We start from the raw sequence: 26,251 nt of genomic DNA on the forward strand, positions 1-26,251 counted from the left end.
ATAACGATGAACACGCGCTTTAATGATACTGATTTTGATAGCAAATCTATCGCCATTTGCTCTTGGGTCACTTGTTATGTTGGCTTGGGTAGCAATCTGGCAAATGAGCTTGGGGCGCCTGTTGAGCATTTACAGCACGCGTTTGAGATGATGCAAGAGCAAGAAAAGATACGCACTGTGCGTATTTCTTCATTTTATGCCTCGGTACCGATGGGACCGCAAGATCAGCCAGATTTTGTGAACGCCGTTGCTGGCTTTGAAACTATATTTACGCCGTTTGAGCTGCTGATATTTTGCCAACAGTTGGAGCAGCAAGCAAAACGCGCCCGCCTGCGTCATTGGGGTGAGCGTAGTCTTGATGTGGATATATTGTTATACGGCAATGAGCGGATTTCTGAGCCAACATTAACAATACCGCATGTGGGTTTGCATGAGCGTAATTTTGTTTTGATACCGTTACGAGAGCTCGCACCTGAGCTAATGATTGTAGGAAAGCCGATAATCGACTATCCCCAAAGCAGCGATTGGATAGGTTTGAAGTTGTTAGAACATGATGCGTCAAGTCATAAATAAAGAGACATTCATTTAAAGTGAATGACAGTTGATTGATATTCAGAAGTATTGAGGATGATATAACGATATGACAACGTTATCTACTTTAAATAAGTTTAAAAAAGACGGTACCAAATTTACTTGTCTGACCTGTTATGACGCCATGTTTGCGCGCATGATGGAAAAAGCGCAGATTGATACGATTTTAATCGGTGATAGCTTGGGTATGGTGGTGCAGGGTCATGATTCAACCTTGCCTGTTACCGTCGATGATATGGCTTACCACACTGCTAATATCTCCCGTAGCAATAAGCAGGCGCTTATTTTAGCGGACTTACCTTTTATGAGCTATGTGACACTGCCTGAAGCCGTTGCTAATAGCCGCAAGCTGATGCAGGCAGGCGCTCATGTGATCAAAATTGAGGGTGGTCGTGAGCTTTGCGAGTTGATTAAAACATTAGCGCAAGCAGGTACGCCAACGTGCGTGCATTTAGGCTTAACACCACAGTCGGTAAACGTTTTTGGCGGTTATAAAGTTCAGGGTCGCGGCAATGAAGCAGGTCAAAAACTCCTTGACGATGCAAAAGCTGTGGTTGACGCTGGTGCAGCGCTTTTGGTACTAGAATGCGTCCCTGCTGAGCTTGCTAAAGCGGTAACGGGAGCCGTTGCTGTGCCAGTGATTGGTATTGGGGCAGGCGCTGATACTGATGGTCAGGTATTGGTCATGCACGATATGCTCGGTATGGTTCATGGTCACGCGCCGCGTTTCATCCATGATTTTCTGACTGATGAGCGCAATACTGAGCACAGTATCGAAGGCGCATTTGCCTTGTATCAGCGGTCAGTAAAGGAAGGTAGTTTTCCAACAGAGCAGCACCAATTTAGCTAAGCAAATATAGAATTTCAGTAATTAGGTCCATCAGTAAAAGAGCCGTTAACCATGCCGACGATTCATTACCATATCTCAGACTTACGCGTTGCTCTACAGCCTTACCGAACAGCGCAGCGCATTGCCTTAGTACCTACAATGGGCAATCTACACGATGGTCATCTGGAGCTGGTAAAAATCGCCAAACAGCATGCAGATATCGTGGTGGTTAGTATTTTCGTCAATCCAACGCAGTTTGGGGTTGGTGAAGACTTTGATAGCTACCCTCGTACCTTAGATGAAGATGTCGCGAAGCTTGCCACGGTTGGCGCTGACTATGTTTTTGCTCCTGCTATTGATGAGATGTATCCGGTACTACCGCCGCCGACCACTATTCTCGCTGGGACTATTACTGAGCAACTATGTGGCAAAACCCGCCCCAATCATTTCGATGGTGTCGGTATTGTTGTCTCTAAGCTCTTCAATATCGTGCAACCTAACATAGCCGTATTTGGGCAAAAAGATTATCAGCAATTAGCCATTATTAAGCAGTTGGTTCGTGATTTGAGCTATTCAATCGATATTATTGGCGCGCCTATTATTCGTGCTACTGATGGCTTAGCGTTATCATCGCGCAATCAGTATTTAAGCGAGTCTGAGCGCCAAACAGCGCCTATCTTACAGCAGGAGCTGCAGTATTTAGCCAAACAGATTAGTGATAATAAACAGCCGTTAGAGGTGCTTTTGACAGCAGCTCATGAGCGTATTACTAGTGCGGGGTTTATGATTGATTATCTAGAAGTAAAAACAACTGAGTTGATAGCTGTTGATGATGAGAGTATCAATAACCATCAAGTCTTGGTTATTTTAGTGGCTGCATGGCTAGGTCGTGCACGCTTGCTAGACAATCGATTGGTCACGATTAATAAAGTTTGATCACACTGCTATTTATAATATTGTAATTTGCGGGATGCAATTTATAAGGATGACGGAACATGCAGGTAAATCAAGACACCCATAATGCTCAATCAAAGCTAACAGATTCTAACGAATCCACTGGTGATAAACTGAGTATATTGGTAGTGTCAGGACGTTCAGGCTCAGGGAAAACCTCGGTACTAAATATCCTTGAAGATCTGGGTTTTTATTCTATTGACAATTTGCCTTTGTCTCTTGTGCCTGAAGCGGCGCAAAAGCTGGTCTGTGATAGTGGAATTAAACGCATTGCCCTTGGGGTGGATATTCGTACGCCGCGCGCAGATTTATCTAACTTTGATGCAATCCATGACAGTTTAAAGCAGACCTATGGCGAAGAGGCGGTCACGGTGATGTATGTGACGGCGCAAGAAGAGACGCTGGTTGCACGCTTTAATGCCACGCGCCGCATCCATCCGTTGATGGTGTTAGATACCAAAGGCGTAGAAAATAACGTTTATAATTTACCAGCAGCTATTGAGAAAGAAATACAGCTTTTGCAGCCGATATTTAAGCATGCCGATATCAAGATAGATACCAGTATGCTCAATATTCATCAGCTAAAAGAGCGTCTGCGTGATTATGTGGGTGTAGATAATCAAATCGTGATTAATTTGCTGTCGTTTGGTTTCAAGTACGGCAGCCCTATCGATGCAGATTTTGTCTTTGATGTACGCATCTTACCCAATCCACATTGGAATCCGACACTGCGCTCGGCGACAGGTCTTGACGCCGAAGTGGGTGCGTTTTTTGCCGATTATCCAGAGGTTGCTGAGATGACGGGAGATATCGCTACATTCTTGAATCGTTGGTTACCTGATTTTTTACATAATAATCGTCATACGGTAACGGTTGCCATTGGCTGCACTGGTGGCAAGCACCGCTCGGTATTTATCACCAAACACTTACAAGACAGATTGCAAAATAGCTTGCCAGAAGGTTTAACCGTGACGGCGAAACACCGTGAAAAGCATCGCTGGTAGCGTTTGCTAAACCTTTTATACCTAATTTTTTTATACCTATTATTTATTTTTAAACATGGAAAGCTTTTATGATTGACTGGTCAGAACAAGATATGCGCGTCTCACGCACAGAGCTCAAAAAAGCTCATGAGCGCCTGCAACAGTTGTCGATACCGCTTGCCAGCTTATCGAAGAAACAACTTAAAGCTTTACCTGCCAGTGATTATTTTATGGCGGAATTAATGGCGCTTGCCGATATCACCAGCGCCAATGCGCGTAATCGTCAAACCAAGCGCGTTGGCAAGCTTATGATTGAAGAAAATCGCCATGAGCTGATAAAAGCATTATTTGATGCCTATTTTCCTAAAGAGCAGGTTTCTAAGATAGAGAGCTGGTATGAGCGTCTAAATATCAATGATGAAGGTACGCTTAAGCAGTTTGTCAAACAATATAAAGCCTCTGAGCAGCATAGTATGTATCAGCTATTGCTCTGGATTGAGTACGCTAAGCATACAAATGATGAGGAGTTAATGGCGGAGTCAAAAGCCGATTTGGCCAGTTATATCCGTGAAGTGGCTATTTTAACGAATCTAAAAAAATAGCGATAAGAGATATAGGCAAGCGAATTTGGTTAGTGGGTACCTATAACACACTAAAGATAGAATACTAAAATACAAAAAAGCCAATCAGTAAAGATTGGCTTTTTTAATGGATCAGAAATAGCATTTTTATATTTTTTTTAAAAACTAATGCTACTTTTTCTCTGCGCGTACTTTGTCGACTAGGAAATCAACTACTTTAGGTACGGTAGCACTTTCACCGGTTACCACGTACTTGCCTTGCACGACAACGGCTGGCACACCTGATAGCTGATAACGTTTGGCACCTGCTTGTGAGCGACCGATTTTGGTACCAACAGCAAAAGAGTTATAAAGGCTATTAAATTTCTTTTCGTTCACACCTTTTGAGGCATACCATTTGCTTAATGAAGACTGGTCAAATAACTGCTTACCATCTTTATGTACGGCATCAAATAAAGCGTCATGGGTCTTGTCTTCAAAACCCAGTAATTGCGCGGCATAAAAACCACGGGCACTGGCTTCCCAAACAGGGTTTAATGCTGCGGGTGTTTTAAAGAATGCTACATCTTTATCTTTGTTTTTTGCCCATTTTTCCATGTGTGGATTAAGGACATTACAATGCGGGCAACCATACCAAAAAAACTCACGCACAATGATAGCATCACCGCTGATTTTTTCTGGATTATCTAACACACGATAGTCTTTTCCTGCGACATAATTGGCAGCTTGTGCACCCATATTAGCAAATCCAATAGCGCAAGCCAAGCCAGTTAATGCGATGATACGTTTCATACTTATTCCTTGAAATAACGACATTCAGAAGTTTGCTTTAATAGTTATAGCTTTGATAGTCATATAAATACCAAAGCAAATAAGCAATGACAAAGTCAATAGACGACGATAGGTCGACTGAGTCGACCTACTATAGAATAGCAACTATAATAGCGTAAAATGCGGCAGTTTGTGAACCGGATTCTTAACTAATGGTTGTAATGCTGTCAGTCATTATTTAAGGTATCTTACTTATAGCCTGTTATTCTATTTTTATTGACCTTTAGAGCATCAATAAAGCAGTTCACAATCGGTGACGATGTACTTACGGCAGCTTTACGGCTCGCATGTTAATATTGAGTCTTTAGTCACATACTATAACAATAAAGGAAAAACTATGAGCCAAGCATTATTTTCTGGGCAGCCTTTGCACACTCAAGCAAATGATAGTGGCATGGCTAACGATACCATAAACGCTATCAATGTCGATCCAAGCGAAGTTGAAAAATTTAATAAACTGGCGGGTGAGTGGTGGAATAAAACCGGTGCCTTTGCTACCTTACACGAAATCAATCCGCTGCGTCTAAACTGGATAGAAGAAAATGTGAAGCGTGGCTACGTGAGTACTGATAGTCAAAAAACGGCAGAGAGGGGCTTGGCGGGTAAAAAGGTTCTTGATGTCGGTTGTGGCGGTGGTATCTTGTCAGAATCAATGGCACGTCGCGGCGCAGATGTGACAGGTATCGACCTTGGGACAGAAAATCTCAAAGCAGCAAGCCTCCATGCTGAACAAAGCAACTTACAAGATACCTTGCGCTATCAGCATATTCCGGTTGAGCAATTGGCTGCTACCCATGCTGGTCAGTTTGATGTGGTTACCTGTATGGAGATGCTAGAGCATGTACCAGATCCAGCCGCTATTGTAGATGCTTGTTTTAAGCTGTTGGCGCCAGGCGGCGTATGCGTACTATCAACGATTAACCGTAATCCAAAATCTTATTTGTTTGCTATCGTGGGTGCAGAGTACGTATTGCGCTTGCTTGATCGCGGTACGCATGATTATGCCAAGTTTATTACGCCAGCTGAGCTCGATAAAATGGCAATTGATGCAGAGTTTGCGCGCCAAGATATCATTGGACTGCACTATAATCCATTGACCAAGCGTTACTGGCTAGCTCAAAAAGTCGATGTCAACTATATGATAGCAGTACAGAAACCTCTCGCTTAATACCCTTTTATCACCTTAATTAAGAGCCTTCGTAATGAGCCAATTTGTAAAAGCGGTCTTATTTGACCTAGATGGGACATTGATAGATACTGCTGCCGACTTTGTACGTATTATTGGCAAAATGAGCCAAGAAAACGGCTGGCAAGCGCCGTCTGAGACAGAGATTCGTGAGCAAGTATCGGCAGGTGCTTCAGCGATGGTGCAGCTTATGCTACGTCATAATGAGCAAACAGACTTTAGCGAAGAGACGTTGCTTGAGTTTCGTCAGCAGTTTTTAGACGATTATGAAGCGGATATTTGTGTAGATAGTCATGTTTTTGACACGCTTGAGGACGTTTTAAGTGCCCTTGAAGAAAAAGGTGTACCGTGGGGTATAGTGACCAATAAACCGCGCTATTTGTCAGAGCTGTTATTAGAAAAAATGCAGCTAGATACGCGCTGTGCGGTTTTGGTTTGTCCTGATGATGTGTCACGCCCTAAACCTGATCCAGAGCCTATGTATGCGGCGCTAGAGAAGCTTGGTATCCCTCGCGGCGCTGCTGCAAGTGTGATTTATGTTGGCGATCATATCCGTGATATCGAAGCTGGTAATGCCGCTGGTATGCCCACGATTCTGGCCGCTTATGGTTATATTCCGCCTGAAGATCAAAACAACCTGAAGAAATGGGGCGCAGATTATATTACGGAAACCCCTGAGCAGTTGAGTAAGTTACTGCTTTCTTCTGGTAAATTCGACTATTTATAACTCCAATGAGCCACAAGATCAGCGTGTTATCAGTCAATATTTAACAACATAGCATAATGGTTAACCATCCCATTTATTAAACGATAAGTAGTGAGTAACGCCATGAGTGACAATATCAACCCATTAGCGAATCAGTCGGCAAACCATCCAGCCGATAATATAGCCAATAATATTGCAAGCCAGCAGACTGAATTGCAATCGTCTGCAACCGAATTAACCCACGGGGATATTCGTGACTTTGTACCCTCTGAAAACTGCTTAGATGGCAAGACCATTTTAGTCACAGGCGCAGGTGATGGCATTGGTCGGGTCGCTGCTTTGACCTATGCACGCTATGGCGCAACGGTGCTGCTATTAGGACGTACCAGTAGTAAGCTTGAATATGTTTATGATGAAATCGAGAGCTTTGGTGGCAAGCAGCCTGCTATGTTACCGATGAATCTAGAAGGGGCTACCTATGCAGAAATGCAAAAGCTAGAAAATTTGATTCATAGAGAAGTTGGTCAGCTTGATGGGATATTGCATAATGCTGGGATGCTTGGTCCATTGACGCCACTTGAGATGTACGATGTAGATATGTTTGCTCAAGTTATGAAGATTAACTTCACAGCGACCTTTATGCTTACCCAAGCGCTACTACCGTTACTCAAAGATGCACCGCATGGTTCTATCGTATTTACTTCTAGCAGCGTTGGTACGCATCCTCGCGCATTTTGGGGTGCTTACGCGCTGTCTAAGCAAGCGGTAGAAGGAATGAGCGATATCTTTACCCAAGAGACACAAAACACCACCAATCTGCGTTTTAACTGTATCAATCCGGGTGGTACTCGCACCAATATGCGCGCCCATGCTTATCCAGGTGAAAATCCGATGAGTCTGAAAACTCCTGAAGATATTATGGCAGGTTATGTGTGCTTGATGAGTGATGAGAGTATCGGGGTACGTGGACAAGTGGTTGAGTTACAACCCAAGGATTGAGCGACAATTTGTCTGCGCAGGTAGATTGAAATTGCTGATATTTAACCCCATCTATTTGTTATCAAAGACCTTTATGCTTAATTAAAAATACGCATAATTAATAAAAATAAATAGGATAATAATATGGCAGGTGGTTGGTCAAGAGATGGTGCTGAGCATGAGCAAATGGATGCCACCGTTAACGATGCGCTAGAGCGCGCACGCCGTGCATTACCGACAGGTAAAAGCGCAGAGTTTTGTGATGAATGTGGTAAGGCGATTCCAGAAGCTCGCCGTATCGCAGTACCGGGTGTGCAGCATTGTGTTGGCTGTCAATCTGAGCTTGAGCAAGAAGCAAAAGCTGCGGAATTGTTTAATCGTCGTGGCAGTAAAGACAGTCAGTTACGCTAATAAAACCAATGCTGCTCAATAAAAAAGCCTCCACTATCAAAATAGTGTGGGCTTTTTTATTGGTTCTATTTTTATCAACAATCTTTTTACCACTACAATAGATGGCTATGCAATCATTAACTATAGTATCAACGCCATGAGTTTACGGTCATAGGCTTCCCAATCTAGCTTAACCTCTATCGCATCTTCTTGCCCAGTACTTGTTCGCAAAATAATCTCTAGTCGGCTGTCGGCTTGTACGCTCACTGTCTTTGTGGACAAGCTATCAGGCGTAAAATTGATTTGTAGCCAGCCATTAGACGTATGCAATACGCCTTTGATGCGTTGCCAGTTTGGTAGCGTTAGCAGCCAATCCTGTAACTTATCAGCATTTAATATATAATCCGCTGGTAGTCGCCAACCTGCAACTACGATATCTTGCTGTATTTCATGATAACGATAGGGCAGCTCGATGTCTTTATCTGCCTGAATATTATTATCGTTTGTGGAAGGGTCGAATAATGACTTATTCGATAATGAATGACTCAGCGGCTGCAAGCTAATCACAGATTTTTTATGCTGAGCAATATTAACTGTCCGCTGTTGTGAGATAGTCTGGCTAGGCTTGGTCAGCTGCGTGCTTAACACTGCTGAATAGTCATTTGATGTGCTTATATCGTTAATTGTGGTCTGATCATCAGATTCTGCCCAAATAATAGTGATTTGCGCATTTAACTCTGCTACCCAATCTTGTAATGCTTGCTTATCGTCAGTACTTAATTGGGCATAGCGATTAATGACCAAGACATCGGCATCACGAATATGCGCTTGGAACCCTTCGTGAGCACGATATTTTTCTCGTTGCCACTGCAGAGCGTTAAGTACAGTTATGACCGCTTGCATTTTTAGAGCCGTCTGCCAATGCGGCGCGCTCAGCTGCCGTATAAGCTCACGTGGATGAGCAAGCCCTGTTGGCTCAATAAGCAGGCGCTGCGGATGATGGTCACTCAGAAGGCGACTAATAGCGATTTGTAGAGGTAACTGGCTGGTACAGCAAATACAGCCGCCGCTAACTTCACGAATGGCGAGATTATTTTGAGCGGAATTGCTATCTTGTGAGCTTGAAACCAAGGCTGCATCGATGCCAATCCGACCAAACTCGTTAATCAATAATGCCCAACGCTCATCAGTGGATTTATCGGCAATCAATTGATTAATAAGTGTGGTTTTGCCAGAACCCAAAAACCCTGTCACCAAAGTGCAGGGTATATTTTGATGAATAATAGAGGATTTCAATGTTGCGCCCGTTGTATGAATAGGATTACCCATTAATAGTATGATATATCAACGGACACAAGCAATACTTAGAAATTTAAAGTGATTCGCTCTTAGCTGCTTCGACTTCTGCTTCGTCAGGTACGAATACATAGCCTACGCCCCAGACAGTCTGGATATAACGTGCTTGTGAAGGATTGTCTTCAATTAAGCGGCGCAGACGTGATACTTGAACGTCAATTGAACGCTCCATCGCGCCCCATTCACGACCACGGGCAAGGTTCATCAGCTTATCACGGGTCAATGGCTCGCGTGGATGCTGAACCAATGCCTTTAGTACCGAGAATTCACCCGTCGTTAAGGTGACAACATTGCCGTCGCGTTTGAGCGTACGTGTCGATAAATCAAGTGTCCATGGACCAAATTCTACTACTTCAAGCTGATGACTTGGTGCCCCTGGTAGCTCACGATTTTGACGACGGAGTACTGCTTTGATACGTGCTAATAGCTCTTTTGGATTAAATGGCTTTGGTAGATAGTCATCCGCACCCGCTTCTAGACCCGCGATACGATCAGCGTCGCCACCTTTAGCCGTGAGCATAATAATAGGGATGTCGCCATTATCTTCGCGCAGACGCTTACAAATACTGATACCGTCTTCGCCTGGTAGCATCAAATCAAGTACCACTAATGAAAAAAGCTCACGCTGCAGCAGCTTATCCATTTGACTGCCATCGTGGGCAGTACGGACAACAAACCCATCGTCTTCTAGAAAGCGCTGTAACAAAGAGCGCAATCGTGCATCGTCATCAACGACTAGAATACGCTGAGTTAAGGTATCGGGGCTGTTATTTTCAGACATACAGGCATCCTCTTATAAAAATTATTATTAGCAAAAATTATTGTTAAAACGCACCAGTCAGTATATTTACTCTCAATAAAAACAGTGTGAATACCACTTTTACCATTTATTAGTGCAACTATTTAAGCATCATTCCATCGATTGGCAAAAAAATATAAAAATGAGAACTATTGTTCAGTACGTTGGTACACAGCAATATTTGTGCTGATGAGACTTTAGTGTATAAGATTGCAGTCATAATTGCATCACTGATAAAGGCAAATGCTGTAGGTGTTTGTTTAATAAAGCGTCAAGAGTGTGCTCATTAAACGATTTTTGCGATAAATAACACGATAAATAACGAAAAGATAAAAAGGATTTCTATTCATGCAGCTTTTGCTATAATGCAAAACTACATTTCTCAACGATTGATACGTCTATGAGTAGCACTGATACCTTAACGCCATCTCAAACCTCGACAAATGCACAGGTTTTGGATGCAACCACACACGCGAATATTCACGACAAGCTTGCTCGCGCGCTTGGCATTAAGACTGCTCAAGTCAATGCGTTTGTCAAACTGTACGATGAAGGCGCGACCGTTCCGTTTATTGCCCGTTACCGCAAAGAAAAGACGCAGAATCTCGACGATGCGCAATTGCGCGCGCTAGAGAAGTCTCTCAATTATGAACGTGATATGGCAACCCGTCGCCTTAAAATTATTGAATTACTGAGCACACAAGGCAATTTGACCGACGAGCTGCAGACACGTATTGATAATGCAACCTCAAAACTTGAGCTTGAAGACATTTACTTGCCATATCGTCCGCGTCGCCGTTCACCAGCTGCCAAAGCACGTGCTGCTGGTCTTGATATTGCTGCACAAGCAGTGTTAACGCAAAACGTGACGCCAACCGATGCATTAGCAGACTATCAAGTACAATCAAGCATTACTGATGAAAGCGGTAATGAGATTGAAGTTGATTTTAGTGATATCGAGAAGCAATTTGCTGGTGTACAAGCCATTATCGTAGATGAATGGACGCAAGCATTAGACTTGTTAGATCATTTACGTAGCAGTTTTGCCAAAACAGCCAGCATCGTATCGAGCGTTGCCAGTGAAGAAAAACGTGAAGTTGGTGAAAAATTCAAAGATTACTTTGAGCATAGCGAAAGCCTTGCACGTTTGCCAAATCATCGCTTATTAGCGATGCTACGTGGTCGTCAAGAAAACGTCTTGGGTCTAAAAATTGAAGGTGAAAATGCGCCTTTTATTGAAAAAATTATTAAGCATTTTGAGATTGATGCTAAAGCGCCAACTGAGCGTCAAGAATTTTTGACAGAAGCGGCGAGCAGCTTATGGAAAGACAAATGGCGTCCACATATCGAGCATCGTTTATTGACTGAAAAGCGTCTGACTGCAGAAGCGGCTGCGATTGATGTTTTTGCCAATAATTTACAGCATTTATTGATGTCAGCACCTGCTGGTCGCAAAGTTATTTTGGGTGTTGATCCCGGTATCCGTCATGGCGTTAAGATGGCGATTGTTGATGCTCAAGGTCATGTAATGTTAGATGCCGAAGACAAGCCTGTTATCGCAACGGTTTATCCATTTGCGCCTGATAATAAAATGACTGAAGCCAAAGTGGTTATCGATGAATTATTAAGTACTTATAATGTGGATCTAGTGGCTATCGGTAATGGTACGGCAAGCCGTGAAACAGATGCGATGATTAAAGAGATTTTGGCAGCAAATGATGCGCTAAAAGCCAAAGCAGTCATCGTGAATGAATCTGGCGCGTCAGTCTATTCTGCCAGTGAGCTTGCTACTGATGAGCTTGGTAATTTAGATGTCTCTGTACGTGGGGCAGTGTCTATTGCTCGTCGTCTACAAGACCCGTTGTCGGAGCTGGTCAAGGTAGATCCAAAAGCCATTGGTGTTGGTCAATATCAACATGATGTCAATCAAGCTCAGTTGGCAGATAGTCTTGATAAAGTCACACAAGACAGCGTTAACGCTGTTGGTGTTGATGTGAATACGGCAAGCCCCGCTATCTTGGCGCACATTGCTGGCTTAAATAAGAATGTTGCGCAGCAAATCGTTACCTATCGCAAAGAGCATGGCGCTTTTGATAGCCGCGAGTCATTGAAAAATGTGCCGCGCTTAGGTGCTAAGACCTTTGAGCAAGCCGCAGGCTTCTTACGCATACATGATGGTAGCAATCCACTTGATGCAACTGGTGTACATCCAGAAAGCTATGCGCTGGTCGACAGCTTACTTGCCCAAACAGGTAAAGCCTTGCCAGAAGTTATCGGTAATGATAGTGTGTTAAACAGCATCGATACCACAGCGCTAGCTGCTAATGATGAAAATGTTAGCGTAAAAGCGATTTTAGATGAGCTTGCTAAGCCTGCTCGTGACCCACGTCCTGAGTTTAAGACGGCTAACTTCCGTGAAGATGTGAACAGCATTAAAGATTTGAGCGAAGGCATGACACTAGAAGGGGTTGTTACCAACGTGACTGCTTTTGGTTGCTTCATCGATGTTGGCGTGCATCAAGATGGTCTGGTTCATATCTCGCAAATGGCCAATGACTTTGTCGCAGACCCGATGAACCGCGTCAAGCCCGGTGATATCGTCTCGGTCCGTGTCATCTCTATTGACGAAAAACGCGGTCGTATTGGTTTTAGTATGAAACCTGAAGCTGAAAAACCTGCACGCCCAGCAGCGAAACCTGCGACGGCAAATGTTACTAATAATGATGAGAATACCAGTCGTCCGCGTAGCAATCGTCCAGCTGGCGATAAGCGTCCGTCTAAGCCTAAGCGTCAACCTAGTAGCAGCAATAATAGCGACAGTCGCAGTAAGGCGCCTCGTGCAGAAAAAGCAGAATCGCCTAGCAAAATGGGTACTCTCGGCGCGCTATTGCAAGAAGCAGGTGTGACTAAAGTTAAGAAATAAGACGTCTTATTCTAAATAGAAACAAAAAAGGCAGCCTAATGGCTGCCTTTTTTATTAAATCAAATATATCAATGGTGCTTTTTAATCACTATATTTATTTCAAGAATCGCCTTAGTATAATTACTTAGGTATTTACTTATAGATCATCTTCTTCTGAAACTTCTGCTAAGTCTTCTTCTGCATCTAGCGCTACATCTTCAGAGATAATCTCAGTTGTTTGTAATTCTGAGTTTTGTAAAGCTTCTGCTGGCGCTTTTATTTCGGTAGTCATCGATTGTTGAGCGTTGGGCGCTTTTATCTCAGTAGTCATTGGCTGTTGACCAATATTGCTATTGACGCGTGCGCGCGAAATCGTTTGAGTTTCGCTAATCGCAAACGGCGTCATTTTGCTTGTTTTAGAAGTATTTGCATCAGTCTCATTGCCTGTGCTTTCAACTTTGGCTTCAACAGCCATCTCAGCAGTGGCGGTCGTCTTTTTAGCGGCTTTAGTATCAGATGGAGCTGCCATTGCCGGAACAGTAAGTGCCGCGCCAATCAGTAATGATAAAGCTAGAGTATGGTTTTTCATCTATTTAATCCTCAATTTATATTTTTATAATGTCAGCTAAAATGCTCGTAGAGAAAACTTTGATTAAATGCAGTCTGATATGATACTTATCTATGTAGAATACAGAATATATATATTTAAAATAACTAATATATAATCTATAGAAAAAATAAAATCATGATAATCAATAGGCGACTATCATGATTGATTCGTATAAAAATTCTGGTCAGTGCATAACGTTATCTATAGATATAAAAGGCGTTGTAAACACTAGGCGCAATAATAACAATTTAAATACTAAACATTCAGTGGTACATCCATGAAAAATCTAACAGACTCCTACTAATAAGTGATATCGTGCAATTATTGTAGTGTTATTGTTAGATAAGAACCGCACCTTGTGACCAAAATGCGGTTATTTTAATACTACTAATTGATATTATAGAAACTGCTTTTTAAGACATAGGTTTAGTTATCAATCACATCAAAGCTCAGACCAGCGTGTTTCTCTAAACGAGCAAGTAGCTTGTCGCCCATTGCTGAAGCAGGTGTCCAAAAACCACCCTTCACTTCTTCTTTGCTGATATCTTGCGCTAGACATAATGCCGCTTGCGACAACATACGTGAAGTGCTGCCATAGCCTGGATCTTTATCACCCGTTACTTTGGTAGTAATACTGTCTTTGTTAGCTATTTGCCCAAAGAGACGAATATCAAAATAGCCGTTTTCTTGCTCTTCTTTAGAAGGTCCTGAACCTGATTTGGGCAACACGTGCTTGGATAATAACTCGCGGCTTGGCGTAATCATCATAGCAGTGGCAAAGCCGAGCAAGCCTGCACTCAAGGCGTAACTCGTCAGCTTACCTTTGAGACCATCTTTCATCCACATTGCTTCATCATATTTAAATTCGCGTCCATATTCATAACCAAGCAATTGATTACTGCGATGTACAATGCGCGTATTGATACTTGCCATCACAAAAGGTGCAAGCCAGCGCTTATGTTCGCTATCGTATTCTGGTTTACTGACATTGCTCTGACGTACGTTTGGCGCATTTTTATCATCGTTCAGTAAATAAGGATTTGCCACTTGCTTACGACGAGATTTATCTTGTCCAACTTCCTCAAAGATGGTTGCCATTGAGGCAATCGTACCGCCTGATAGTCCGCCTTTCGCGGCTTTCACGCGCATATGAATGACATCACAAGCACTGTCAAACTTCGCTTCTGCTTGCTTTTGCGTAAAGTAGACGCCTAAGTCTGATGGAATAGAATCAAAGCCACACGAGTTGACGATACGGGCGCCGCTTTGTTTTGCCGCCTCTTGATACTTATTCATCATATCTTTGATAAATATTGCCTCACCAGTGAGATCAACATAATCTGTGCCATTATCAACACACGATTTGATAAGTGGTTCGCCGTATTTAAGATAAGGTCCAACGGTTGAGATAATGACTTGTGTTTGCTCGGTCATGGCATCAAGGCTTGCCGCATCATCGCTATTGGCAATGATAATATCTACTTTGCTAGTAAGTTTAGATTGCAACTCGTTGAGCTTCTCTTGATCACGACCTGCTATCGCCCAATTAATTTCAGAGCCGCTCTTATCTTTGTTAGCAGACAAAAACTCTGCCAGATAATGAGCAGTGATTTGCCCAACAAAGCTGGTTGCCCCATATAAAACCACCGCATAAGCTCGTTTTTCACTACTAGATTTTTTGTTATCACCTGATGAGTTAGTACTCTTTGATATATCCGTATTCATCGTTATCTTCCTTGTTAGTGTGCTTTGTCAAATGATTGTTATAAGAAAATGATCATTAAGTTCAATTGAGCTTAAAAAAGCATCATAAATAATATTTATAAAATCGAGCGTAAGATCTTTGAATAATTTTCTCATAGACTTAGTAGTACTTAAGTGCTTATTTACCGTTTCCACACATAAGTACTGAAAATATCTTTAAATGGTAAGATTTGCTACAAAGTTTACATAACCTATCGACATTATTACCAAAATGAACCTTTTAGATTGAAAATCATTGCTACTCTATATTCCTAAGCACTATCTACAGCATTATCTATATTTTTAAACACTAAGAGCTGTAAAAAAATAAAAAGCAAAATATCGGATGACTGAGGTTGGTAATGTAAGAGTTAGTTGGTTAGCAATTACTATAGCAACCTTATTATTTGACTTTTCAATTACTATTTTAGGAGAATTATTATGTTTCGTTGGGCTATTATTTTCGCCGTAATCGCATTGTTAGCAAGTTTCTTAGGATTTGGTGGTGTTGCTGGATTGTCTGCAAACTTCGCCTATATCTTGTTAGCATTAGCAGTCATTCTATTCATCGTGGCATTTGTTAGCCGCCGTATGTAATAGGAAAAGTATACTCGTCCTATAAAGACATTAGCCAGTTGGAAAACTGGCTAGTAAAAAAGACCTCAGATACTATCTGAAGTCTTTTTTTATGGCTAAAAAATAGCTATCTGCTAAGTGATACGTAGTAAGCACACAGCTTAATATTTATAGGCGTTTGGGCTGGACGATATGTTCCATGCGTTTTGCTAAACGAACATCGTGGCTGGTGATGCCGCCAGTATCACCAGTAGTTAGGCGAACTTCTACCACGTTATAGGCATTACTCCATTCAGGATGATGCTCTAACGCTTCAGCATGAAAAGCGGCTTGATTCATAAAGCTCATGGCTTCAACAAAATCGCCAAAGTGGTAGGTTTTTACGATCGCATTACCTTCGCGCTGCCAGCCTGGTAATTCTTCTAGCTGCAAATCGACTTGTTGATTAGATAAACTACTCATGGTGATATCCTTTATTATTATGGTAGATAGAAAAATCATTATTAACGATAAAATAGTGTGGCAACTACTGTAATTTTTATTTGCCTTCACGAATGTAATAAACGCTTATAAAAAGTCATAGGACAAAAAACCCACCTGTCACTGACATTTTATTATATATTTGGCTAAAAAAATATAATAGAAGTATCAAGAAGATAGGAGGGCAATGACGTTATTAGTGAGAGTATATAGCGCTAGTATAACGGTTAATAGAGCAAACTATCGTAGCTATTTATCGTCAAACATACTTATTCAATAGTTTGAACTATAGTAGATCTTTGTAGTCAGGATTTTTATCAATATACGAGGCAACAAACGAGCACTGCGGTACTACTTTCTTATTGTCTTCACGAGCATAGTCCAATGCATGTTTTACCAATGCCGAGCCAACCCCTCGACCACCTAACTCCTGTGGGACGATAGTATGATCATATACCAGCTTATCCTCACGCTCTTTGTAACTGATATAACCTGTCTGCCCATCGATCGAAGTCTCAAAGCGTCTCGCTGCCTCATTATGGACGATATTCATATCTGATTTTGTACCGACGTTACTCATAAAAACTCCCTATTTTCAAATATTATAATTATTTCTACTCTTGTTATTGTGCAGATTTCTAGTTTACATCTCTAGGCTGTTAGCGTAAGAGTAGATAGGGCAAATGTTAATATTTTTAACAGGCTTCTATTCTAAAGGTTCTGTTCAAGCTTAAAAACTATGCCAGTCTCGTTAATAAAAAATCAGGCATAAAACATAGCTTGGCGCACAACCTGAGGGAGAAACCTTCTAAAACCACGTAACGTCTCAGTAGCGTTGTTAGAGGCATGGTTATTACTGCTTTTGTTGGTAATGCTTCTATCATTATTTGATATCGATTGTGTGTAAGCGCGCCATTCATCGCTATTTGGTTTACTAAAATGGCGAATGCGTCCAACTACTTGCTTAAATTGATGACTAAAGTGCCCAGTATTATAGGTTAAATTGTATTTATCGCAGATGGCCTGTACGTTTGGTGCAATCTGCGCATAATGCCTAGCAGGCATATCGGGAAAGATATGGTGCTCAATCTGATGCGATAAATTACCGGTCAGAATATGAAACCATTTATTACCCTGAATGTTGCTAGAGCCGAGAATTTGGCGTACGTACCAATCACCTTTGCTCTCATTGGCATCAAGCTGGGTATAAATATGCGCCTGCTCAGTAAAGTGACCACAAAATATCACTGCCCATGTCCATAGATTGCGAACGATATTGGCAGTGATATTACCGCTTAAGGTTATCATTGCACTACTACGACCTAACGCTACAGCTGCCACTGCGGGAAAAGCAATATAATCTTTACCCGCTTGCCGGGCGATTTTACTGAATAGGGCACGAGATTTTGGCTGCATTATTTCTGCCAGCTGCGGCCTATCTGCGTATTCGTCAACACTGATTTGGATATCATGGAAAGCGACTGCCCATTCAAAGCCTAATGCCAATATCATCGTCTTAAATAAGTTATAACGATCGCTTGGCGTCCAAGGCTGTTCATCAGTCACACGAATCAAGTGATAGCCGACGTCATGGTCACGACCGACGATATTGGTAAAAGTATGATGCAAGTAGTTATGCGAATGCTGCCATAGAGGCGCAGGGCAAACGATATCCCAATCGAAATTTTGGCTGTTAAGGTGAGGGTGCTGCATCCAATCATACTGACCATGCATGACATTATGGCCAAGCTCCATATTGTTTAAAATTTTACTAAAACTCAGTAAGGATGTGCCCAGTAGCCAAACGCTAAGTTTGCTACGTTTTGATGATAATTGCCCAGAAAATGCCAGTAATGCCCGTGAAATTACCTCGCTATATACTACCGTCCCATAAACACGCTGAATATAGCGCGCATCATCGCTGCCTAGTGAGTCCATCACGCCTTGATACAGTGTATTCAATTCATTAGCGAGCGCTTCGGTTTGCACTTTTGGTAACGGCGTACCCGTTAACGTCGGATATCGCGTGGTTTTGAATGGTGCATCGATTAACGGAGTTATAGCAGAGACTGCAGATTTAGCTTTAAATATAGGGGGTAACAAGCGCATAGATAGTCCTTATCCGAAGGTGAATCAATAAATCGCAAGCATAACGTTCGGTTTAATCATCGGTGTCAGTTTTAATAAACATTACAAATAAATGTTTATGCAAGGCTGTCTTATCCTTGATAATATTTTTTAAATATCCAATATGACATCAGTCATTGGTACATTAATGCAGGTTTGAATAGACTCATAGCCATCATTACTTATCTTACCAGTTTGAATGTTTTTGACCCTTCCGCTGATCTTATTACAGCGACACAGTTGACAGATACCTTGTCTGCAGCCGTGGCTCATTCGAATACCAGCGCTCTCAGCACCTAATAGTAAGGTCGTACTACTGTTATATTGTCGTTGCCGTCCACGTAAATAGATGGTTTTTGCTTCGCTAGTAACGGCTTCTTCGTCTGCTTTATCTATAGCAGGCAAGATATGATCGAAGCTTTCTATGGCACTAAAGCTTTCTATCGTAATATTGTCACGCAGCTGCTTGTTATCTGGCAAATCAATCTCATCGCAAGCGCGGTACAAACCTGCCAATAACGCCGGCGAACCACAGGCAAATATCTGTGTATCCATCAGTGGTAATTTTAATGCTGTTAAAGTTTCTACATTTAAGTGTCGTGAGCCGGCAAGGTAAGTATGGGGGTCTCCCGTATTAATAAGATGATAAATGAACGTTGGATATTTAGTAGCTAACTGCTGCCATTGATCTTGCAATGGGGATTTATAGAAGGTTGTACGATTGTAATGTACCAGCGTTACTGGATGTCCATTTTGCAGCGCCTGCGTAATCAAACCTAGCATTGGCGTAATACCACTGCCGCTAGCGATAAACAATAGTGGCAGTGGTATAGGGGTAAGGGATAAGGATTTGCTTATTTGACTTGCTTGCTGTGCTAACACTGTATGAGCTAGAGTAAATTCGCCACTGGGTAAACTGCTATTAAATATAGTACCCAGTGCTGCACGTTTACTTAGATAATCTGATACTAGACCTTGCGGCTTAACAGCAATAGTTATCGTAGAGACAATAGTTTGCGGTTGCGACTTTTCATCAAGGCGATCTCTATCAAAGCCGTTTTTATCAAGGCTGTTATTAAGGTTATTTTGATTTCGATTAGAATTTTTATCGCCGTCCTCATGCCACCATAATGGTTGCTGCGCTAGACCAACCAATGAATAGTGGCGTTGATGATAAACACCATCAATCAGTATGCTTAAATTAATATGCTGTCCGCCATGCCAACCATTGTGTGAGCTATTACCTGAACTAAAAGCTTGCTGCTTAAAGGCGCGGTTAGGCTCAAATTGTAGCGCTATCAAGTCATTACTGAGTGTACGGCGTGCTATAAGACGCAATTTAGGCACAGTTAATGACCAAAAGGGGTGCAGCCGCGTACTGATGAAATCAATAAACACGCGTTGGATTAGTTCAGGGCGATAGCCAGTCGTCATGGAGTACCTTTTCTATCAAGCCGTTTTTACAAAGCTATTTTATTAAGATTAGCTAATATAATATCGTCTATTGATTAATTTTGCGAAATGTTTAATGCTGTTTTTTGTGGTTTTTATAAAACTGCCATGAATAAGAAAGATACATCAGTAAGCTGAATGATAATTTTAATAGAAGCTTTTATATAAAATGCGCTCAGCTTTGTGTCAAAAGGTATGAAACAAGCGGTAAAACAGCCAGTTAGCTTGCAGGGGTTGCGCCACAATGCGATAATGACAGTCAATGAATACCCCTGATTTTGAGGTGCAGCTTACTTGGTAGTATTGCTAAGTCTGTTTGTTTGCCTCTTTTATGCAGTCTATCGGAGTGTTAATGGCTCAATATATTTACACGATGAACAACGTGTCAAAACTTGTTCCACCTAAGCGTGAAATCTTAAAGAACATCAATCTATCTTTTTTCCCTGGCGCCAAAATTGGTGTTTTGGGTATCAATGGCTCAGGTAAATCAACCTTGCTACGCATCATGGCGGGCGTGGATACTGAATTTAGTGGTGAAGCTCGTGCGCAAACGGGTACCAAAATCGGTTATTTGCCGCAGGAACCGCAGCTCGATGACAGCAAAGATGTCCGTGGTAACGCCGAAGACGGTATGCGTGAGGCGTTAGATGCGCTTGCTCGTCTTGATGCCATTTATGCGGAATATGCTGAACCCGATGCTGACTTTGACAAGCTTGCTGAAGAGCAAGGTAAGATGGAAGACATCATCCAAGCATGGGATGCGCATAACTTAAATACCCAGCTTGAAAAAGCGGCTGATGCACTTCGTCTGCCACCTTGGGATGCGGATGTCAGTAAACTGTCTGGTGGTGAAAAACGCCGTGTGGCACTATGTCGTTTGCTATTATCACGCCCTGATATGTTATTACTTGACGAACCAACCAACCATTTGGACGCTGAGTCCGTGGCATGGTTAGAGCAGTTCCTGCAGAACTATAGCGGTACTATCGTTGCCATTACCCATGACCGTTATTTCTTGGATAATGTCGCTCAGTGGATTTTGGAGCTTGACCGCGGTCATGGCTATCCGTATGAAGGCAACTATACTGAGTGGCTAGAGCAAAAGAACACTCGTCTAGAGCAGCAGAATAAGCAAGAAGAATCGTTTGCTAAAGCGTTGAAAAAAGAGCTGGATTGGATTCGTAAAAACCAAAAAGGTCAACAAGCTAAGTCTAAATCTCGTGTGCAGCGTTTTGAAGAATTGAACTCACAAGAGTTCCAGAAGCGTAATGAGACCTCTGAGATTTATATTCCACCGGGTCCTCGTTTGGGTAATAAAGTCATCGAAGTCAACGATATCTCCAAGTCATTTGGTGACCGTTTACTTTATGAAAACCTTAGCTTTAACGTCCCAGCTGGTGCCATTGTTGGTATTATTGGTCCAAATGGTGCGGGTAAAACCACACTATTTAACATGATTACCGAACGCGATACACCGGATACAGGCTCAGTCGATTTGGGTGAAAGTGTCAAAGTTGCTTATGTTGGTCAGGTACGCGACAATTTAGATGACAGCAAAACAGTTTGGGAAGAAATCTCTGACGGGCTTGATATTATTACCGTTGGCGACTATACGACGCCAAGCCGCGCTTATATTGGTCGCTTTAACTTTAAAGGTTCAGACCAGCAAAAGCACGTCGGTCAATTGTCTGGTGGTGAGCGTAACCGCTTGCAGTTAGCTAAGACCTTGAAGCAAGGCGCAAACGTATTGCTCCTTGATGAACCATCAAACGATTTGGACATCGAAACCTTACGTGCGTTAGAAGATGCGATTCAGGTCTTCCCAGGTACTGTCATGGTCGTATCGCATGATCGATGGTTCCTTGACCGTATCGCGACTCATATCTTGGCGTTTGAAGATGAAGGTCCAGTTTGGTTCGATGGTAACTATTCTGAGTTTGAAACGTATCGTAAGAAAACGATGGGTGATGATGCCAATCCTAAGCGCATGAAATATAAAAAGATTTCAACTTAAGATAGCTACTCGGAAATTTCAAATGTAAAGTAATAAAAAAGACCTCTAATATTAGAGGTCTTTTTTATGAGTATTACTTCAGTAGACTGTTTACGTCTATGACCTAAAATTGTTAATTAACGCTTACGCCCAAATTTACGTTGCTTTTTATTACTAATCTCAGTAATAGCATGGGCAATCTCTTCTTCATTGAGACTGGCAACTTGATGCAAGATTTGCATCATTTCGGGTCTCAGCACATATTTTGCATGATGAGCAATATCATTGATACGTTGATCAAAGGTTAAGATACCGGTTTCTGCATCTTTTTGCAGATAATCCAAACGAGTCAATGCACCGAGGAAACTGGTGAATAGCGCACGATCAAAGAAGTCAGGAATATCATCAGCATATAACACTGATAAACGTTGACCAAGCAGATGACATAAATCAACTACTTCGTTTTCGGTTAAGTTGCCTGAGCCTTGTTGAGCGAGTAGAGCTAAGGTCATAAAGTAGCGTTCAAGACTTTGCTCAACAGGTGTAGCAAGTACTTGCAGCTGTTGGTAGCATCTGCTATTGGCTTCAGGGACGCTGAGCATGCCATCGCCCAATTCTACAATCAAACCATGAGCAATCAGACTGTCAACTTTTTTGTTCAGGGTATCCGCCAAACCATGTGCAGGATAATATAAGAATAGCTCGCTTTGCAGAAATGGATAGAGCTGCATGGCGATATTGTCTAGACGGCTACGTTCGATACGACCATTACGGGCAACTAAAGCCGCTAAGAAAGACAGGAGAATAAAGACATGAAGAATATTATTGCGGAAATAACTCAACAGTGCTGCTTGTTTACCTGCAATCTGAATGATATCGCCCAAGATATGAGGGATACGTTCAATAAGTTTTAACTTAATACCATAATCAATAATTTGCTGCGGCGACATGTCGGTAACGACCGTATCACTTGAATACGGCAGCTGTTGAGCCAAACCTTGATAAAGGGCAATTTGCTCGCGGCAAATATCTTCATCGAGCGCCGATTTTGGTGCAGATAGTAACACCAGTGACAGCAAGGATACCGGAGTAACCACTGCTGCTTTATTGATATGCTGCATGACTTTGACACCGATATTATCAACCATGGCGCTGGCTTTATCATCGAGCGGCGTATCGGTGCGATCAGCAGGTAAGCTGTTTTCTGGTACATCAAATTTGGCCATAAAATCGGTTAAATGTAGCGGTGTACCAAAACTTAAGTGCACATTACCAAAAATACGTTCAATCTTGCGACCGACTTTGAGGAGTCCAAGTAATGATTCAGACTCTTTTGGCTTACCTTTTAGCTCACCGATATAGGTGCCACCTTCCATGATGCGCTCATAGCCGATATAAGTCGGAATAAAGACCACTGGCTTGTTACTCTGACGCAATTGGCTGTGCACTGTCATTGCTAGCATACCCATTTTCGGTGGTAGCAAACGTCCTGAGCGTGAGCGCCCGCCTTCGATAAAGTATTCAATCGGCGTATTACGAGTAATAAGCGTGTGCATATACTCGCGTAAAACTGCGGTATAAAGCGCATTACCACGGAAACTACGACGTATATAAAAAGCCACTGCACCGCGTAATATTGGACCTAAAACTGGCACATCTAAGTTATCACCCGCCGCGACATAAGGAATACTCAAGCCGCGTTTATAAATGACATAAGACAGTAGTAGGTAGTCAACATGGCTACGATGACAAGGTACATAGACCAGCTCATAATCTGCTGCAAGTTCACGTACGCGCTCGAAGTGATGTACTTCTACACCATCATACAATTGCGTCCATAACCACGTTAAAAATTTATAAAAACCGCGGATGATGGCATGTGAGTAATCATTAACCATCTCATTAGCGTAGCTCTTTGCGAGTAGTCGCGCTTCTCGAGGGCTAGTACCGGTCTCTGCCGCTTCTGCCTCTATTGCATGTTTGATGGCAGGCGAGTAAACCAGTTTATCTACTAAGTTACGTCTGTCTGACAAGTCAGGACCGAGCATACTGGCGCGTTGTTTGTCCAAATAAATATTAAGCTGCTGCTGCAATGAGCGTACAAGCTCACGATTGCCATCAGCCGCAGCTACCACAGTATAATTTGGCGCTACACCGATTGTATTCTCAGTGTCGCTATCTGTAGCATCACTGGCATTCGTATCAAGAGTAGCAGATTCAAAGATAGCGGAATTTAAGTCAGTAGGCTCATCATCATCGTCTTTAAGGCTATCATTAATAAGGGTACGCAAATCTTGCGGAGGATGGAACTGTATAAACGTATCGCGTCCCATCACACCGATATTAAATAACTGCTTGGTAATGCTAGGATCTTGCCAGTTATCAGCTGTTAGCAGTTTAAATAAAGAATCCTCTTTTTCTGGCGCGCGTCCCCAGAGAATAGATACTGGTACCAAGCGCACTTTTAATTCTGGATACTGCAAAACAGCAGAGACCAGACGTGATAGGCGCGGCGATAGTTGGTTTTCTTTAGCATGGGGGTGATGTAAAAATATAATGGCAGCATTTTCTTTGATATTATGAGCACTGTCATTTACCCCAACCAATGCTGGCGGTAATTTATGTTCTTGCGTTTGCAGGTCAATCAAAATACTGTTGGAGCGCGAATAATCTTGCAGCACATAAAATCTTAACGTCTGATCATCCTGATCAAACTCAGGTAACTCACCTAAAAGCTTTGGTTTTACCGCCACATCTAGCATCTGTCCCGAGATTTTACGGTACAATTGATTAATTGGGGCATTAGTATAAGGCGTGGGTACAATAGGGCTACCATCAATTTTTGGCGTGTCTGACGGTTCAGTGGCTGGCGTATTACCACTGACCACTGGTGCTTTAAAAATCCGTTTTTTTAAGAACTTCGGTATCATAATCGGTATCAAAATTAGTCAAATGTATTGCCCTTATAATGCCATAAAAGCCATCAAAGCGATATATAGTGTCTGTAGATACTACCAATATTAATAAGCTCTGGTTATTGTGCAGTAAGATACGCGCTGCATAAGCTATTCAATAATTTGAAAAGTAAAGTATTTAGGGTAAAAATAGTTTTGTACAAGATATACTATATTGTATTTCTGCTTACTCATTAACGTCACTTAATTCAGTGAGAATATTATGACGCCAGCTATCAATCTCGCCAAACAACGTGGTCTTGATTATCGATTACATGAATATACTCATGACAGTAACGCTGCCTCTTTTGGGTTAGAAGCGGCCGAAAAGCTGGGTGTTGACGTGACACAAGTTTTTAAAACCTTGGTCGTATTGACCGATAAAGATGTGCTCGCCGTTGCTATCTTGCCAGTGGATAAAACCTTAAACTTTAAAAAAGTGGCTAAGGCGCTATCTGTTAATAAAATGCTGGCCTGCAAAAAAGTCCAAATGGCAGATCCCAAACAGGTCGAGCGTAGTACCGGCTACGTATTAGGCGGTGTCAGTCCATTGGGACAAAAAAAACGATTGCCAACTGTTATAGATGAGTCAGCGCAAACACATTCAACCATCTATGTGAGTGGTGGTCGCCGTGGTCTAGAGATTGAACTGCCGCCAGCACAATTAGCGACGACACTTACGGCTCGCTTTGCCTCTATTACCGATGATTGAGAACTGCTGATTGTCAGATACATTAGCTTTGCGAATCTATTCACTTTTCGTTTTTTACCCGTATTGTATAAGGATATAATCATGCCGCATTTAACCATTCAAGTGACACCCAATGTCAGTATTGCTCACGAAGAATCATTTCTTAAAGCGTTGAATAAGATCCTGTGGGACAGTGGACACTTTGGTAAAGCAACAGATATTAAAGCACGCATTATTCCTGTTGAAACGTTTTTAGTGGGCGTTGAAGATGATGAGCAAGTCAATGGCTTTATTTATGCACATCTAAAAATCATGAGCGGTCGTGATATAAGTATACGTAATCAGCTTGCTGAGCAATTGGTGACTACTATAGAGCAAACGCTGGGCGCTGAGCAATCAGGACGCGCATCGTTACAAGTATGCGTAGAGGTTGAAGAGATTAGTGCGGTGTATCATAAGAAAATGTTAAATGCGTAACTGAATTTATTAGTTACTTGCTAATACAGTATAAAAAAAGCGCCTAGTTATTTAACTAAGCG

At 42.1% G+C, this 26,251-nt stretch carries 24 protein-coding genes; 14 read left to right on the plus strand and 10 right to left on the minus strand.

The features are described from left to right. Positions 1-6: 6 nt before the first annotated feature. From folK to yjgA, 5 genes are all read left to right on the plus strand, one after another. A complete protein-coding gene (gene folK, locus H0262_RS01080; protein WP_181209378.1) occupies positions 7-573 on the plus strand; it encodes a 2-amino-4-hydroxy-6-hydroxymethyldihydropteridine diphosphokinase in 567 nt (188 codons plus the stop codon). Between the two features lie 67 nt (positions 574-640). Beyond that, a complete protein-coding gene (gene panB, locus H0262_RS01085; RefSeq protein ID WP_181209379.1) occupies positions 641-1,441 on the plus strand; it encodes a 3-methyl-2-oxobutanoate hydroxymethyltransferase in 801 nt (266 codons plus the stop codon). 51 nt (positions 1,442-1,492) lie between these two features. Then, entirely contained in the window at positions 1,493-2,356 is an 864-nt protein-coding gene (gene panC, locus H0262_RS01090; RefSeq protein WP_181209380.1) for a pantoate--beta-alanine ligase, read from the plus strand. A 59-nt stretch (positions 2,357-2,415) separates the two neighbouring features. Continuing rightward, on the plus strand, positions 2,416-3,378 hold the full coding sequence (rapZ, locus tag H0262_RS01095; protein WP_181209381.1) for an RNase adapter RapZ: 963 nt from the start codon (positions 2,416-2,418) through the stop codon (positions 3,376-3,378). Between the two features lie 68 nt (positions 3,379-3,446). Next, positions 3,447-3,959 carry a ribosome biogenesis factor YjgA gene (gene yjgA / locus H0262_RS01100; protein WP_011512503.1) on the plus strand — a complete coding sequence of 171 codons (513 nt, stop codon included), beginning with the start codon at positions 3,447-3,449 and terminating at the stop codon, positions 3,957-3,959. A 150-nt stretch (positions 3,960-4,109) separates the two neighbouring features. Here yjgA and H0262_RS01105 read toward each other — a convergent pair whose 3' ends face one another. Beyond that, positions 4,110-4,730 carry a thiol:disulfide interchange protein DsbA/DsbL gene (locus H0262_RS01105; protein WP_011512504.1) on the minus strand — a complete coding sequence of 207 codons (621 nt, stop codon included), beginning with the start codon at positions 4,728-4,730 and terminating at the stop codon, positions 4,110-4,112. Between the two features lie 376 nt (positions 4,731-5,106). Between H0262_RS01105 and ubiG the strand changes: the two genes are divergently transcribed. The 4 genes from ubiG to H0262_RS01125 all read left to right on the plus strand — a co-directional run bounded on the left by ubiG (position 5,107) and on the right by H0262_RS01125 (position 8,050). Further along, positions 5,107-5,937: a bifunctional 2-polyprenyl-6-hydroxyphenol methylase/3-demethylubiquinol 3-O-methyltransferase UbiG gene (gene ubiG, locus H0262_RS01110; RefSeq protein WP_181209382.1), complete on the plus strand. Its 831-nt coding sequence runs from the start codon at positions 5,107-5,109 to the stop codon at positions 5,935-5,937. A 34-nt stretch (positions 5,938-5,971) separates the two neighbouring features. Next, positions 5,972-6,682, plus strand: a complete 711-nt coding sequence (locus tag H0262_RS01115; RefSeq protein ID WP_011512506.1) for an HAD family hydrolase — start codon at positions 5,972-5,974, stop codon at positions 6,680-6,682. Between the two features lie 102 nt (positions 6,683-6,784). After that, complete coding sequence (locus H0262_RS01120) at positions 6,785-7,660, plus strand: YciK family oxidoreductase (protein ID WP_259275372.1); 876 nt, start codon at positions 6,785-6,787, stop codon at positions 7,658-7,660. 123 nt (positions 7,661-7,783) lie between these two features. Then, entirely contained in the window at positions 7,784-8,050 is a 267-nt protein-coding gene (locus H0262_RS01125; protein WP_011512508.1) for a DksA/TraR family C4-type zinc finger protein, read from the plus strand. A 120-nt stretch (positions 8,051-8,170) separates the two neighbouring features. On the opposite strand, the gene H0262_RS01130 is transcribed toward H0262_RS01125, so the two are convergent. Further along, a complete protein-coding gene (locus tag H0262_RS01130) occupies positions 8,171-9,358 on the minus strand; it encodes a GTP-binding protein (protein WP_181209383.1) in 1,188 nt (395 codons plus the stop codon). Between the two features lie 43 nt (positions 9,359-9,401). Further along, the gene (gene ompR, locus H0262_RS01135; RefSeq protein ID WP_011279439.1) at positions 9,402-10,166 is read right to left on the minus strand and encodes a two-component system response regulator OmpR; all 765 of its coding nucleotides are present in this window, start codon (positions 10,164-10,166) and stop codon (positions 9,402-9,404) included. A gap of 418 nt (positions 10,167-10,584) precedes the next feature. On the opposite strand from ompR, the gene H0262_RS01140 reads away from it, so the two are divergent. Beyond that, positions 10,585-13,107, plus strand: coding sequence for a Tex family protein (locus H0262_RS01140; RefSeq protein WP_181209384.1), 2,523 nt, complete (start codon positions 10,585-10,587; stop codon positions 13,105-13,107). Positions 13,108-13,243: 136 nt separating this feature from the next. On the opposite strand, the gene H0262_RS01145 is transcribed toward H0262_RS01140, so the two are convergent. Both H0262_RS01145 and H0262_RS01150 read right to left on the minus strand, forming a co-directional pair. After that, a complete protein-coding gene (locus tag H0262_RS01145) occupies positions 13,244-13,675 on the minus strand; it encodes a hypothetical protein (RefSeq protein ID WP_181209385.1) in 432 nt (143 codons plus the stop codon). 447 nt (positions 13,676-14,122) lie between these two features. After that, positions 14,123-15,421: a trans-acting enoyl reductase family protein gene (locus H0262_RS01150; protein WP_181209386.1), complete on the minus strand. Its 1,299-nt coding sequence runs from the start codon at positions 15,419-15,421 to the stop codon at positions 14,123-14,125. A 459-nt stretch (positions 15,422-15,880) separates the two neighbouring features. On the opposite strand from H0262_RS01150, the gene H0262_RS01155 reads away from it, so the two are divergent. After that, a complete protein-coding gene (locus H0262_RS01155) occupies positions 15,881-16,036 on the plus strand; it encodes a DUF1328 domain-containing protein (RefSeq protein WP_011512513.1) in 156 nt (51 codons plus the stop codon). Positions 16,037-16,183: 147 nt separating this feature from the next. Here H0262_RS01155 and H0262_RS01160 read toward each other — a convergent pair whose 3' ends face one another. From H0262_RS01160 to H0262_RS01175, 4 genes are all read right to left on the minus strand, one after another. Then, positions 16,184-16,477 carry a 4a-hydroxytetrahydrobiopterin dehydratase gene (locus H0262_RS01160; protein WP_181209387.1) on the minus strand — a complete coding sequence of 98 codons (294 nt, stop codon included), beginning with the start codon at positions 16,475-16,477 and terminating at the stop codon, positions 16,184-16,186. A 304-nt stretch (positions 16,478-16,781) separates the two neighbouring features. Further along, positions 16,782-17,075: a GNAT family N-acetyltransferase gene (locus H0262_RS01165; RefSeq protein WP_181209388.1), complete on the minus strand. Its 294-nt coding sequence runs from the start codon at positions 17,073-17,075 to the stop codon at positions 16,782-16,784. Between the two features lie 182 nt (positions 17,076-17,257). Then, positions 17,258-18,604 (minus strand): acyl-CoA desaturase, encoded by a 1,347-nt coding sequence (locus H0262_RS01170; RefSeq protein WP_181209389.1) that lies wholly within the window; start codon positions 18,602-18,604, stop codon positions 17,258-17,260. 129 nt (positions 18,605-18,733) lie between these two features. Further along, positions 18,734-20,056 (minus strand): flavin reductase family protein, encoded by a 1,323-nt coding sequence (locus H0262_RS01175; protein WP_181209390.1) that lies wholly within the window; start codon positions 20,054-20,056, stop codon positions 18,734-18,736. Positions 20,057-20,426: 370 nt separating this feature from the next. Between H0262_RS01175 and ettA the strand changes: the two genes are divergently transcribed. Beyond that, positions 20,427-22,088, plus strand: a complete 1,662-nt coding sequence (ettA, locus tag H0262_RS01180) for an energy-dependent translational throttle protein EttA (RefSeq protein WP_181209391.1) — start codon at positions 20,427-20,429, stop codon at positions 22,086-22,088. Between the two features lie 116 nt (positions 22,089-22,204). Here the strand turns inward: ettA and plsB are convergent, their stop codons facing one another. Continuing rightward, positions 22,205-24,997: a glycerol-3-phosphate 1-O-acyltransferase PlsB gene (gene plsB, locus H0262_RS01185; RefSeq protein WP_181209392.1), complete on the minus strand. Its 2,793-nt coding sequence runs from the start codon at positions 24,995-24,997 to the stop codon at positions 22,205-22,207. Positions 24,998-25,244: 247 nt separating this feature from the next. Between plsB and ybaK the strand changes: the two genes are divergently transcribed. Both ybaK and H0262_RS01195 read left to right on the plus strand, forming a co-directional pair. Next, positions 25,245-25,733 (plus strand): Cys-tRNA(Pro) deacylase, encoded by a 489-nt coding sequence (ybaK, locus tag H0262_RS01190; RefSeq protein WP_181209393.1) that lies wholly within the window; start codon positions 25,245-25,247, stop codon positions 25,731-25,733. 81 nt (positions 25,734-25,814) lie between these two features. Beyond that, the gene (locus H0262_RS01195) at positions 25,815-26,189 is read left to right on the plus strand and encodes a 5-carboxymethyl-2-hydroxymuconate Delta-isomerase (protein WP_181209394.1); all 375 of its coding nucleotides are present in this window, start codon (positions 25,815-25,817) and stop codon (positions 26,187-26,189) included. Positions 26,190-26,251: the final 62 nt, after the last annotated feature.

This window comes from Psychrobacter sp. D2, from assembly GCF_013608135.1.
GTDB classification, from domain to species: domain Bacteria; phylum Pseudomonadota; class Gammaproteobacteria; order Pseudomonadales; family Moraxellaceae; genus Psychrobacter; species Psychrobacter cryohalolentis.